The organism is Photorhabdus sp. RM71S, assembly GCF_042879355.1.
GTDB classification, from domain to species: domain Bacteria; phylum Pseudomonadota; class Gammaproteobacteria; order Enterobacterales; family Enterobacteriaceae; genus Photorhabdus; species Photorhabdus kayaii.
In genome coordinates this window covers 119,522-133,093 of sequence record NZ_JBHFKV010000002.1, presented here as the reverse complement: position 1 = coordinate 133,093, position 13,572 = coordinate 119,522, and the positions used below count along the sequence as shown (strand labels likewise).

General features: G+C 41.8%; 11 protein-coding genes and 1 pseudogene. 1 reads left to right on the top strand and 11 read right to left on the bottom strand.

All coding sequences use genetic code 11. The features are described 5' to 3' along the window. Window positions 1-9 precede the first annotated feature (9 nt). Window positions 10-3,234, top strand: coding sequence for a carbamoyl-phosphate synthase large subunit (gene carB, locus ACGF5R_RS01660; RefSeq protein ID WP_387689417.1), 3,225 nt, complete (start codon window positions 10-12; stop codon window positions 3,232-3,234). A 56-nt stretch (window positions 3,235-3,290) separates the two neighbouring features. On the opposite strand, the gene ACGF5R_RS01655 is transcribed toward carB, so the two are convergent. The 11 genes and pseudogenes from ACGF5R_RS01655 to ACGF5R_RS01605 form a co-directional block, all read right to left on the bottom strand. Next, on the bottom strand, window positions 3,291-3,446 hold the full coding sequence (locus tag ACGF5R_RS01655) for a hypothetical protein (RefSeq protein WP_387689414.1): 156 nt from the start codon (window positions 3,444-3,446) through the stop codon (window positions 3,291-3,293). A 116-nt stretch (window positions 3,447-3,562) separates the two neighbouring features. Further along, the gene (locus ACGF5R_RS01650) at window positions 3,563-3,907 is read right to left on the bottom strand and encodes a hypothetical protein (RefSeq protein ID WP_387689411.1); all 345 of its coding nucleotides are present in this window, start codon (window positions 3,905-3,907) and stop codon (window positions 3,563-3,565) included. A 121-nt stretch (window positions 3,908-4,028) separates the two neighbouring features. Then, window positions 4,029-4,397 carry a hypothetical protein gene (locus tag ACGF5R_RS01645; RefSeq protein ID WP_387689408.1) on the bottom strand — a complete coding sequence of 123 codons (369 nt, stop codon included), beginning with the start codon at window positions 4,395-4,397 and terminating at the stop codon, window positions 4,029-4,031. Then, window positions 4,381-4,521, bottom strand: a complete 141-nt coding sequence (gene cdiI, locus ACGF5R_RS01640) for a ribonuclease toxin immunity protein CdiI (RefSeq protein ID WP_255566851.1) — start codon at window positions 4,519-4,521, stop codon at window positions 4,381-4,383. Before cdiI (ACGF5R_RS01640) ends, ACGF5R_RS01645 begins: the two co-directional genes overlap by 17 nt. 7 nt (window positions 4,522-4,528) lie before the next feature. After that, the gene (gene cdiI, locus ACGF5R_RS01635) at window positions 4,529-4,732 is read right to left on the bottom strand and encodes a ribonuclease toxin immunity protein CdiI (RefSeq protein WP_255566853.1); all 204 of its coding nucleotides are present in this window, start codon (window positions 4,730-4,732) and stop codon (window positions 4,529-4,531) included. 260 nt (window positions 4,733-4,992) lie between these two features. Beyond that, complete coding sequence (locus ACGF5R_RS01630; RefSeq protein ID WP_240002994.1) at window positions 4,993-5,292, bottom strand: hypothetical protein; 300 nt, start codon at window positions 5,290-5,292, stop codon at window positions 4,993-4,995. Next, window positions 5,249-5,776: pseudogene (locus ACGF5R_RS01625) on the bottom strand (hemagglutinin); the annotation flags it as partial. The gene ACGF5R_RS01630 and the pseudogene ACGF5R_RS01625, both read right to left, overlap by 44 nt. A gap of 127 nt (window positions 5,777-5,903) precedes the next feature. Next, window positions 5,904-6,389 (bottom strand): immunity 42 family protein, encoded by a 486-nt coding sequence (locus ACGF5R_RS01620; protein ID WP_112876451.1) that lies wholly within the window; start codon window positions 6,387-6,389, stop codon window positions 5,904-5,906. Then, a complete protein-coding gene (locus tag ACGF5R_RS01615) occupies window positions 6,386-7,246 on the bottom strand; it encodes a hypothetical protein (protein WP_240002995.1) in 861 nt (286 codons plus the stop codon). The genes ACGF5R_RS01620 and ACGF5R_RS01615 overlap by 4 nt, the downstream gene beginning before the upstream one ends. A gap of 52 nt (window positions 7,247-7,298) precedes the next feature. After that, window positions 7,299-7,649 carry a hypothetical protein gene (locus ACGF5R_RS01610; RefSeq protein WP_112876452.1) on the bottom strand — a complete coding sequence of 117 codons (351 nt, stop codon included), beginning with the start codon at window positions 7,647-7,649 and terminating at the stop codon, window positions 7,299-7,301. Continuing rightward, window positions 7,646-12,844: a DUF637 domain-containing protein gene (locus tag ACGF5R_RS01605; RefSeq protein WP_387689405.1), complete on the bottom strand. Its 5,199-nt coding sequence runs from the start codon at window positions 12,842-12,844 to the stop codon at window positions 7,646-7,648. Before ACGF5R_RS01605 ends, ACGF5R_RS01610 begins: the two co-directional genes overlap by 4 nt. Window positions 12,845-13,572 lie beyond the last annotated feature (728 nt).

The following is a 13,572-nucleotide window of genomic DNA, read 5'->3' as shown; positions in this document are numbered from 1 at the left end:
GAAAATAAAATGGCAAAACGTACTGATATTAAAAGTATCCTGATCCTGGGAGCGGGTCCAATTGTCATTGGTCAGGCTTGTGAATTCGACTACTCGGGAGCACAAGCTTGTAAAGCGTTACGGGAAGAAGGTTATCGTGTCGTTCTGGTGAACTCGAACCCTGCTACTATTATGACTGATCCAGAAATGGCCGATGCCACTTACATTGAGCCGATCCACTGGGAAGTGGTACGTAAAATCATTGAAAAAGAGCGCCCCGATGCGATTCTGCCAACAATGGGCGGACAAACTGCACTGAACTGTGCGCTAGAACTAGAGCGTCAGGGAGTACTGGAAGAGTTTGGCGTTACCATGATTGGCGCTACCGCAGATGCGATTGACAAAGCGGAAGATCGCCGCCGTTTCGATATAGCAATGAAAAAGATTGGCTTGGAAACTCCGCGTTCTGGTATCGCTCATTCAATGGAAGAAGCGCTGGCAGTTGCTGATCAAGTCGGTTTTCCTTGTATTATCCGCCCTTCCTTTACTATGGGAGGAAGTGGTGGCGGTATTGCTTATAACCGTGAAGAATTCGAGGAAATTTGTGAGCGTGGCCTGGATCTTTCACCAACCAACGAACTCTTGATTGATGAATCTCTGATTGGTTGGAAAGAGTATGAAATGGAAGTTGTGCGGGATAAAAACGATAACTGCATTATCGTCTGCTCTATTGAAAACTTTGATGCAATGGGGATTCACACCGGTGATTCCATCACGGTCGCTCCGGCGCAAACGCTGACGGATAAAGAGTATCAAATCATGCGTAACGCTTCGATGGCGGTATTGCGTGAAATCGGTGTAGAAACTGGGGGATCTAACGTACAGTTTGCGGTGAACCCAAAAAATGGCCGTTTAGTTATCATCGAAATGAATCCACGCGTTTCTCGCTCTTCTGCGCTGGCTTCGAAAGCGACAGGTTTCCCGATCGCTAAAATTGCCGCTAAATTGGCTGTGGGCTATACCCTTGACGAATTGATGAATGATATCACTGGTGGTCGCACGCCAGCTTCCTTTGAACCTTCTATCGACTACGTAGTTACTAAAGTTCCTCGCTTTAATTTCGAGAAATTTGCTGGAGCCAATGATCGTCTGACAACCCAGATGAAATCTGTTGGTGAGGTGATGGCGATTGGTCGCACTCAGCAAGAATCTCTGCAAAAAGCATTGCGTGGTTTGGAAGTGGGGGCAACCGGTTTTGACCCGAAAGTCAGTTTAGATGATCCAGAAGCATTGACTAAAATTCGTCGCGAATTAAAAGATGCAGGTGCTGAACGTATCTGGTATATCGCGGATGCTTTCCGTGCGGGTATGTCTGTTGATGGTGTTTTTAACCTGACTGATATTGATCGCTGGTTCTTAGTGCAAATTGAAGAACTCGTGCGATTGGAAGAGCAAGTAGCAGAGCAGGGCATTAACAGCTTGACGGCCGACTTCCTGCGCCATCTGAAGCGTAAAGGTTTTGCTGATGCACGTTTGGCGAAACTGGTCGGTGTGGCCGAAAAAGAGATCCGCAAACTGCGCTACAAATATAATCTGTATCCGGTTTACAAGCGCGTTGATACCTGTGCGGCAGAATTTGCGACTGATACTGCATACATGTATTCCACTTATGAAGATGAGTGTGAGGCTAATCCGAATAGTGACAAGCCAAAAATCATGGTATTGGGTGGTGGCCCTAATCGTATTGGGCAGGGGATTGAATTCGACTATTGTTGTGTTCATGCGGCCTTGGCACTGCGTGAAGATGGGTATGAAACCATCATGGTGAACTGTAACCCGGAAACCGTTTCAACAGATTACGATACTTCGGACCGTCTCTATTTCGAACCGGTGACTTTGGAAGATGTTCTTGAGATTGTACGTGTTGAGCAGCCAAAAGGGGTGATTGTTCAATATGGTGGGCAGACTCCGCTGAAATTAGCTCGTGAACTGGAAATTGCCGGTGTTCCCATTATTGGTACCAGCCCGGATGCGATTGATCGTGCGGAAGACCGTGAACGTTTCAAACAGGCGGTAAATCGCCTTGGCCTGAAACAACCCGAAAATGCCACAGTGACCACGATAGAACGGGCAGTTGAGAAGGCAAATATTCTGGGTTATCCGTTGGTGGTTCGTCCATCCTATGTTTTGGGTGGCCGTGCGATGGAAATCGTATATGACGAAGTTGACCTACGTCGTTACTTCCAGACGGCGGTCAATGTCTCTAATGATGCCCCAGTATTGCTTGATTGTTTCCTTGATGATGCAGTGGAAGTGGATGTTGACGCTATCTGTGACGGTGAGCGTGTATTGATCGGCGGCATTATGGAACATATTGAACAGGCCGGTGTGCATTCCGGCGACTCAGCTTGTTCATTGCCTGCTTACACCCTAAGTCAGGAAATCCAGGATGTCATGCGTCAGCAGGTAGAAGAACTGGCGTTTGAATTGGGTGTACGTGGCTTGATGAATGTCCAGTTTGCTGTCAAGAATGACGAAGTTTATCTGATTGAAGTCAACCCGCGTGCGGCTCGTACTGTGCCATTTGTTTCTAAAGCGACCGGTTTACCACTGGCGAAAGTTGCGGCTCGTGTGATGGTTGGTCAATCTCTGGTTGAGCAAGATGCAACTCAGGAGATCATTCCACCATACTATTCGGTGAAAGAAGTTGTATTGCCTTTCAACAAATTCCCAGGTGTGGATCCGATTCTGGGGCCTGAAATGCGGTCAACCGGCGAAGTGATGGGGGTTGGGCGTACATTTGCCGAAGCTTTCTCAAAGGCACTATTGGGGTGTAGCGCCAGAATTCCGCAAAATGGTAGAGCACTTTTGTCCGTGCGTGAAGGTGATAAAGGCCGGGTTGTGGATTTGGCCGCTAAATTGCTGAAACAGGGCTTTGAACTGGATGCGACTCACGGTACTGCGGTTGTGCTAGGTGAAGCGGGGATTAACCCTCGTCTGGTGAATAAAGTTCACGAAGGGCGTCCGCATATTCAGGATAGAACCAAAAATGGTGAATATAGCTATATTGTAAACACGACTGCGGGTCGTCAGGCGATTGAAGATTCCAAACTTATTCGCCGCAGTGCACTGCAATATAAAGTGCATTATGACACCACATTAAATGGTGGATTTGCTACAACAATGGCACTGAGTGCTGATCCAACTGAGCAGGTGATTTCTGTACAGGAAATGCATGCGATGATTAATAGCTAGTCCGTATTATGATTAATTGAAGTAATAAATAAGGTGCGCTTGAGAAAGCGCACTTATTATTTATTACTGACAAAATGCCGGATAAAAAAAATCAGCGCTTTGTTAGGTGAGGTCAGAGATCTCACAATTTCCCCGGCATTGGCACCACTGTTAACGCCTTTGGCGCTGTGGGTAACGCTGCCGATGATTTTGCCACCCGCCTGAATTTTCATTGGATCGCTGAATGTTTTATCTGATGTTATTGTTACCCTCTTTTTAAATAATTTTCTCTGATAAGTAAATAGTAACTGACAGGTAAATAAGCCCCAGTCGTGGCTGGGGTTGTGAGTTATTTGTTTCGAGGATAGTTATAATGATCAGGTATTTTGTAATCTTCTGGAATCTCAGGCCACAAGTCCTGACTGTTTATTGATACAACATCGTCGATAATATCTGCATATAGATTAGACAGATTCAATGATGTAATCCGAACTCTTGTCAGCGCACATTGAATAACTATTTGATCATTTTCTTCAATAGTTCTGTTAAGTAACATCACTGCCTGTTCAAAATCATAAATATATTCCTTGTATTTTTCGGTAATATCTAAATTCAGATTTAACTCAGATTGGATATTTTTCCTAAGTGAGAGTAAATTAATACAATAGCTAAGTTTGTTTAGAGTTTTCATCATTTTAATTTTCTCCCCTCCGCAGCTTTAGTTTTAGCATCATTAATTGAACCATCCAAGTTAAGCACAACTCTAAAATTTCCTCTTTTATCAAAAATTTCAAGATGATTCTTATGATCACCATCTAAGTAAATCTGATCGCTTTTTTGATATATTTATCAATGTCACTTTTTGCAGAATAAATACTCTGCCCATCATACATTTTACTAGTTTTTTGAGTATTTCCTTTAATTTGGCTCCCAAAATCCGGTTGTTTCAGGAATTCATTCATATTACCAACAGCACCCTGATTCGGCTGATAAGGCTGTTTATTCTTCTCAATAATCGAAGCAACCGAAGCTTTACCGCCGATAGCGCCACCAATATCGGCAGATTCTACCGCCTCTTTGGCTATTAGTGCACCTTTTTCCCAAGTTGGCAGTTGTTCAAGCGTATTAAGAAAAGATCCCAGCTTTTGGTACTGGGATCTTTCTGGTTTAAGGGAGTTGAGCAAGTAAGGATTTTACTTGCTCTGTATCTTCTGGATGTAATTGAAGATATTTCTCACAGGCTAGTTTTATATATTCAAAGCCGATGGATTCAGAAACAATAACTTCACCTTCCCATACACCGAACATTATTCCTTCAAAATGGTATTTCAGGATCGGGATCATCTAAGTTTGGAAAAATACAATAGGTTTCATTAACTCCACACCCGTCCTTTTTTAGAACAAGCGGTAAAGCCCATAAAAATTCACCTTGGGAATATATAGAATTAAAAAACTCCTTCATAACCCACTCTGAATCACTGTTATAATCTATTTTTTCAAAAAGACGTTTATTACTCATTGTGTCACCGGGAAAAAGTTAGTAACTGTACTTATATTCTCTGTCTGTTATACGATAGGTCGAAAATTTCGCAATTTTTTTGGAACAGATAACTTATGGGTATGTCAATTCCCGGCACTGAAAACGCTCAGGGCTTGCTTGAACGTGTGTTTAATCAATCAACTGGCTGATAATTCCCCGTGTTAGCGTACTGCTAACACGGGAGGATAATCATTTCATTAACAAGAGATCACGCAAATCCATTTGTAGACTCTTAAATTTTACAAATATTCTTTAGGTATATTTGATATCTGCTCCTCTAGTGACCAATTTTCTGGCTTGGATCTTTCGAAATTCCATTTTGCGCCTTTATCCAACCACTTAGATCTGTAATTTTTTAATGCTGTTAAAGTAGCATCTTCATAGCCAAATTCCACCCCACAGCAATCACAAATATCAAACGTTGGTGAATTGCCATCTCCACCCCACGGAGGATCTAATTGTTCTGCACCACATACACGGCATACATATAATCTATTATTTTTGTGCATTGAAGTAATCCAAATTTGTTTTATATCCATGATCTACTGGATTTGGTTTAAACATTGTTTTAGGAACACCATCCGCATTTTTTACTGCGAAAATATTTGTCTCTGAATTGTAATATAAAGTATCTCCATTAGCTCGGGTTTTGATTAAAGTTCCTTTCGGAGGATTTTTAATAAAATTATGGGTGGCTTCAACATATTGTTTTGAATTCTGATATTCAGGGAATTCACTTTTATGTTTATCCCAGTGACCATAAGCATTTGCTACAGGTTCTTTTTTCTTCGTTTCCGTCCATATTTGAGTTTCTTTAGTTTTGCCTGAATCTATTGTGTTGCCAACATTACGATTCTTCCCAACAATCGAAGCAACGGAAGCTTTACCGCCGATAGCGCCACCAATACCGGCAGATTCTACCGCCTCTTTGGTTATCAGCGCGCCTTTTTCCCAGGCGGGTAACGAGTTATATAACAGCCCTAAATCGTTCTGGTTTTCTGTCGTTACAAACTGGCTGAGATGGTTGGAATTTTTAATCCTAACTCTGCATTAGACTGATAAATAGAAAATATTTATCCTTATTTAATCTAATCCGCCAAGTTAAAATAATCCCAGCCGTAGCTGACTGGGATTAGAGTTTTATCTAGACTTACGAGTCATTAGTAGATATTTTAGTTAACGGACATTGTGACATTTTTTGAATTACAGAATCAACTGTACCGGCAGGTAATAATGTCTCCTTTATTGTATTCCCATCATCAATACTCCAAATTAGGCGATCATTTTGGCTTGTTTTCATAAAATAAATATAATAGCCATTATCCCCCATTGCAGTACAAGTCATATCAAACAAGCCATCAATAAGATCTTCTCCTTCCCCTGTAAAATAACTTTCTGCATTTCTGTATAAGGTAATAGGATCAAAGGGAATATCATTACATGCTAACTCATCTATTTTCATATTTGAGTAAAATCCAATTGTTGTTCTTAATTCGAAAACATCAACAATGTCAAATAATTTATTCCCTTCTAAATAGAAAGAAAATATTCCATTTTTCCAAAAGCTATCTGGAGAGTTCCATGACTCAACAATGTCAAATTGAAGAGAAAAGTAAAATGGATCACCATAAATCATTTTAGTTTCACCCCTAGTTTTTTCTGAATATCACTTGGCACCTGTTTGCTTGTTAAGGAATTGTTAATATCTCCGGAGCTGCCATTCCAATGATATTCTCCGTTAGTTCCTTCGAATCGGTGAACATTACCGTTCTTATCTACTGAGAATCGAACCTCTTTATTGTTATAGTTTTTTGAGCTTGGTATAGAGTTTTCAAAAAGAATTAGAGAGTCTCTAGGTTCTATTCCTGCATTTTTGCGATTTCCATCACCTCCGGGAGTATGTTTAGGGTTTGATTTGTAAGTTAGCCCATTAGAAGCGACTATTGGCTCTGGTACCGGTATTGCGCTTCCTCGGCGTTTCCCAATAATCGAAGCAATGGAAGCTTTACTGCCGATAGCGCCACCAATACTGGCAGATTCTACCGCCTCTTTGGCTATCAGCGCACCTTTTTCCCAGGCAGGCAGCGAGTTATATAACAGCCCTAAATCGTTCTGGTTTTCTGTCGTTACAAACTGGCTAATACGATGGGCATCTTCAGCTGATAAATCAAACATCCATCTCAGACCACTAATAGCATCCGCTGTTTTTATCCCGCCGTCCATTTCAGCCTGATAGGTCAGTGTGCATAACCCACCGTTCCCGGCACAGGCAGATAACATTTCTGCCCGGTGTGCAGCGCTCAGTTTGTTGTATTTGTTCCAGATTATTTCGGTAGGCGTTCCTTGCTTATTAGCTTCCTGGAGCTCTCTAGCCAGATTATAGGCATTCATGGAGTTCAGGTGGTTAAAGAGAATAACAATTTCCCCGGCATTAGCCCCACTGTTAGCGCCTTTGGCGCTGTTGGTTGCAATGCTGCCGATGATTGCTGACAAAAGGTCGAAAGCCCGCGTGATGTGGGCTTTCGGTTCATAATGGCTGAGATTATTATTTACTAGATGGATAAATGTAATTGTCAGGGATCTTTGGCCAACCATTCAGATGAAGCAATACTTCTGCATCTTCAGTTATTGCTTCAAAGAAACTAGATAAACTCATTGAATGACTACGGATTCTTAATAAGGCTGCCTGTGTAGTCATTTCATCTCCATTTTCTGTTGCATCGGCTAGCAACTCAGCGGTACCACATAATAAAGTTAAATATCTTTTTAGTCTTTTATCTAAGTGGTCATTGTAGTTTATTGATAGGTTATCCGTATCTATCGTGCCAATAGATTTTTGGTTGAGAATGAGCAAAAAGTCTTTTTTCATTCTATCAAGAGGAATATGGTCTATCATTTTGGCAATCTCCGTCCTTCAATCATTGCTTTTTGGGTTTTAACCTCATTATATGAACCATCTAAATTAAGAACAGATTTGAATTTCCCATTCTTATCAAAGATTTCAATATGATTTTTATGCATTCCATCAAGATAATATTTATCGCCTTTAGCTATATGATCTCCGACCACATCTTTAGCTTGATAAACACTTTGGCCTTGATAGATTTGGCTGGTTTTACTTGAGCTATTCTTTATTTGGCTTCCAAATCCTGGCTGTCTAAAAAACTCCCCCATATTACCAACAGCACCTTTATTCGGCTGATAAGGCTGTTTACTCTTCCCAACAATCGAAGCAATGGAAGCTTTACCGCCGATAGCGCCACCAATACCGGCAGATTCTACCGCCTCTTTGGCTATCAGTGCACCTTTTTCCCAGGCAGGCAGCGAGTTATACAACAGACCTAAATCGTTCTGGTTTTCTGTCGTCACAAACTGGCTGATACGATGGGCATCCTCAGCCGATAAGTTAAACATCCATCTTAAGCCACTAATGGCATCTGCTGTTTTTATCCCACCTTCCATTTCAGCCTGATAGGTTAGTGTGCATAATCCACCGTTCCCGGCACAGGCAGACAACATTTCTGCCCGTTGTGCAGCGCTCAGTTTGTTGTATTTGTTCCAGATTGCTTCGGTAGGCGTTCCTTGCTTATGTGCCTCTTGAAGCTCTCTAGCCAGATTGTAGGCATTCATGGAGTTCAGGTGGTTAAAGAGAATGACAATTTCTCCGGCATTGGCCCCACTGTTAGCGCCTTTGGCGCTGTTGGTCGCAATGGCCCCTGCAACGCTGCCGATGATTTTGCCGCCCGCCTGAATTTTCATTGGATCATTGAATGTTTTATCCAATGTTATCGCGGCCAGTTCTGCGGCTAATGCCCCGGCAGCAGCACCTTTGGCATCACCGCCGCCAATTTCCGCTGCAAGGGCAGAAACTACCGCATGGCTGATAGCTTTTCCGGGTAAACCTGACACCTGACCGTTCTTGCCAATCAACCCGGCCCCTTCGGCGTTAATCTGGCTGCTAATATTGGCCAGTAATGCGGTGGTAAAATTGTCCTTAAAACTACCGCCATTGATGGCTGTACCCAGGCTGGAACTGATAATGGATTGACCTGCTACCCGTTGAGCCACTTTGCTCCAGTCACCCTTGCTCAGTTGAGGTAATGTCGCTTTTGCCGGGTCAATTTGCGTGCCATTGGCGGCTTTATCCCATCCCATGATGTTATCAAAACCCGCCAAAGCGCCACCCATCGCCATTGAAGTGAGGGTTGATTTAACGGTGTCGCTGCTTCCCATCATTTTTAAGGTTTTGGATAAGTCACCCTGATTATCCACCAAAGCTACCGCTGCCTGAGAAGCGAGTGTGGCCATACCGGAAGCTGTCGCGCCGTAAGCGACTGAACTCATGGCGGCGGCCGTGCTGGCGGTAGCGCCTGCTGCCGTCGCGGCTGAACCCGCTGTACTTGCGGCTGACCCGGCAACCGAAACCGTTAATCCGGCTCCCGCTGTCGCAGCGGCGACGGCAATCGCGATAACCGCAGAGACCACCGGATTCAGGTGCTGGCTTTTATAATCCCAACTATCATAGGCATCTTTAACTAAATTCCATTGAACGTCTTTACGTTCACTGAGTCCTTTTAACCAGGCGGTTTCCGGCGTATTGCCGAAGACTGATACCGCATTTTGTAACGATTGACCATTTTGGGCTTTGATATCCGCGCTAACTCCTTTGGTCGCCTCCACGGTGAATTTTCCGCCGATATGAATGGCAGGCAGAACCCATGTGTTTTCGGTATAACCTTTATCGGTCTGCTTGATATAAAAGCCTTTGGAATGGGTAATCGTCTGTTCAAAGGTGCTGTTTTTGACCGCTTTAAAATTGACTTTACCGTGAGTGCTGGTCAGTTTGGCATTTTTATTAGTCGCCATTTTACTGGCTTCGTAAGTGCTGTCATCCCGGCTTAACAGATTAATATCACCACCAGCGGTAAATTCAGTGACTTTATTCGTGACATCATGACGGGTACGTTTAGCGGTTTTCTTCTTGCCATACCAATTACGATTTGTCTCTGTTTTTTCATAGTGGCTGGATTCTTCCATCGCCTGAGCGTAGAGATAACCGCCTTTCGCCGCGATATCCATTGCCCCTTTGGAAGCCAGTTTGGTGGCCTGAAAAAGAATGCTGCCGTTTGAAAGGACAGTCAGCACGCCACCACTGGTTAATTCAGTACTTTGTTGAGTATAGGTTTCTGTGATGCTGTCATCTTTGAAATAATCAGCGCGATCTTTGTAGAAGTGATTCCGAGCCGACTCGAAACGTATATCACCACCAGAGGTAATCGTGATATCACCATCAGAAAGTAGCGTTGAACCCACAGTGGTAATGGCTCCATTTGCAGCCATTGTCAGCTTTTTGGTACCACGGATTTGTGCGCCATGATTTCTGTCATCCTTATATTCATCATAATGCTCAGGTCTGTCATCGTCATTGTAAGCAATAGCCGAGTAAAGCAGGGGCAGGAGTGTGATATTCCTGCCAGAGGATAATAATGCGTTACCGTTTGCCTGTATTTGGACCGCCTTTCCGTTGATATCTGTACCGCTGATAACACTGATATTATTTCCGGCGGTTAATCGGCTGCTTAATTCTCCTGAACGTGATGAAGGGAATAATTTATTCAGTGACGGCGATAATTCACGGGGAGTCAGATCAATATTTTTTGCCGAAGTTAAGTTGATGTCTTTTTCTGCGGAAAAACGAATACTCTTCGCAGATAAATTTCCGCCGGCATTAATCACAACAGAACTTTTTGCATCCAGCTTACCCATTTTAGATAACATGTTATTAAAAAGTTCTTGCTCTTTAATGTAAGAGAGAATATTGCCAATTCGGTTATGTGATAATAGCACCGCATTGTTATTGTCAATCGTAATATCATTATTTGCCGCCAAAGTAATATTATCACTTTTAGTTAAAAATACATCCCGCAAAATAATATTCTTGCCTGCGTTTAACAATAAATCACCGGTTGCTTCAATGCTGCTGATTATTCGATTACCATCGTGGTTGAAATATCCGGCAGTCTCATTGCTTTGCAATTTTAAATCCGCATTACGGCTAATAACAGTAATATTTTTTCCCTTGATTTTACTCTGCAATGCATCAATATTATCAGCGGCAATCATAGAGATATTACCACCAGAAATAACTTCCGCTGTATTTAATGTAATAGAGTCAGTTGCCAAAATAGTGATATCGTTATTCGCTTTAAAAATATTATTGTTACTAATTTTCCCTGAGTTTAATACAATATTTTTAGCAGATAATGTATCATAACTGCCTGCGACAGTTATTTGGGACATTTCATTTATGTCATAGGGTAGTGGGGTGCGAATATTAATATTATCCTTAAAATCAGCGACAAGATTACCGGTAGCAACAACACTGGCTGGTTCAATAATATTTTTTTCATCCTCCCATGTTTTAACGTTTCCTGATTTGTCAAAGTCTGTCCTGATATATACGTCACCAATGGAAGATATATTACTTTCAGTTTCTTTTTCAGTATATACAATATAATTATTTAGCACGCCGGTTATTTTGCTTTCATTAATAAAATTAATTCCCGTCAAGAAAATATCTTTACCGGCACTCATCTTACTGACAAAATTCAAGAGTTCATCACTGTTGATATAAATATTCTTTCCAGATGTTATCACTCCAGGTTGCTTACTATCAGAAATGATGGTTGCAGTTCTAGAGTGATTTACATGAACTTCTCTATCTGTTGTATTATCCCCACCAAAATCAACACGTCCAAACCATTTCTCAGGAAGTGGCGTTATTAATTCAGCCTCATGAATAACTGAGTTTCCAAAATCACTGGTTTCCGTTTCATTAATAATCATGTTTTTATCTGTTGAATCGGGTATTAACTCTTTGTTTTTAACAACAAAAACATCACGTGCATTATTAAGTTTTTTGGTCCTGACAACCAAATCTCCCTTCACGGTTTTTATTGTCGCAGATCTATTTTCGACTAACTGACCTTTATTCCCCTGAGCATCTTTCTGTATCCACATATTATCGTTGGCTTGTAGCAAGGCTTTGTTGCCTGTATTTTTCACAGTGTCGCCAAATATCCGTATATCCCGACCTGCGGTTACACTGCCTTTATTATCCAGCGTGGTATTTTCCAGAGTAATATCTCGTCCCGCTTGCACTTTAATATTGGGCGCAATATGGGTTTCTTTGCCAATAATATTCAGGTCCGTTTTAGCCTTAATATTTCCCAGCTCAATTTTGCCATTGGCGTTTAAAGTAATATCACGCTGGTTACTGGTTAACTCTTTCAAATTAACGCCAACGCCCTCTTCAGTGGCAACAAGTCGAATTTTATTGGCATACATGCCGCCTAACGCTTTGGTATCAACCGCTAATTGAGGTTTAGCACCTTCGCCAGCGACAGGTTTAACTGTGCCGTCTTTTAAACTGATTCGGTTAGCGCCTTGCGTCAGGGACAGGTTATTAGCCTGAATTTTTCCATTTAATTCCGTTGCACGGCTGATAATATCGATATAATCCGTCGCCTTGCCATCTAACCCTTTACCGCCAATAGTAATTTGGCCTTTTTTAACCTCCAATGCTTCCAGCGCGCCCTGTTTATCAAATTGGGGTTTACCCGTGGTCAGTGTTGCGCTCGAGGTATTAATAAAACCACAGCCATCACAGGTAATGCCGTTGGGGTTAGCAATCATCACATTGGCTTTATTGCCGAAAATCTCCAACTGACCTTGCAGATTAGATCGTCCGCTGCCGGTCACTTCATTAATAATCAGTTCCGCTGCTTTTCCATGCAGATTAGGGTTAGCGTTAAGTTGTCCTGCCAGTTGTGATTTAGCCGCTTGCGTGGCGTTATTGAGTACGGCACCTTGAGTGGCGACATTGAACTCTTTATAAGTATTGTGAGATATCCCCGCGTCATTCGGCGTAGCAATATTCACCACCGGGACATTGCCCTGATTTTGTACCTGAGTCTGGTTATTATCCGGTGTGATTCCAGCGGCAATCGCCGGGTGTAGCGGCTGGATTGCCGTCAGGTAAATTAAAAGATAACTCGTGCCTCTCGCCACAGAGTGGTTGTGTTTACTCATCGTACTCTCCCTTTTGTTGAATTTAAGTGTTACAAAGTCAGTGATACTGACCAATAAGTGACCCGGTTATCTGCGGTCAGGCTGTGGTGATAAAATGGTCATATACCCACAGAGAATATTGATGATTTAATAGTTACATCATTAAACTATACTAATATGAAATTAATTGATTGTCAGAATGGGTAGTATGAAATGTGATCAGAGGTCGATTTTTTAATCCTGATAATGGGGAATCTGTTATATTAAATGCCGGTAAATTGCGATAAGGCTAGAGGTATTGTTTCCTTACTCCTGCCTTGACACTTTCAGTTTTCGCGTGATGGTATCTGGCAATTTGATTAGGACGGGCTCCCACGATGAAAAGACCCGTAAAGAATTTAACCATTAAAGGTAAAAGACCTTGATTAAAGATTTTTTAAGGTGGGTATATACCATTATGATTAAAATTAATAAAATAACAGGCGTCAAAAATGGTAAAAAATCGTTAAAACTTTATACTATTAAACCCAGATGTTAAAACAATGACTTTTAGTCACAGTTTAAAACCTACCTATCGAAATTCTTAATGAAAAAAATTGGCTTTAATAACGTTTTCAACCGAAGAATGAATTTTTTCATAAGCCAATTAAATAATTGATGGTAAAAAACTGGAATAATAAAATCTCTGAATAAATCAGGGCTGGATTTTGAGGTGCGCTTTATTAAGCGCACTTTTCTATGTTTATTGA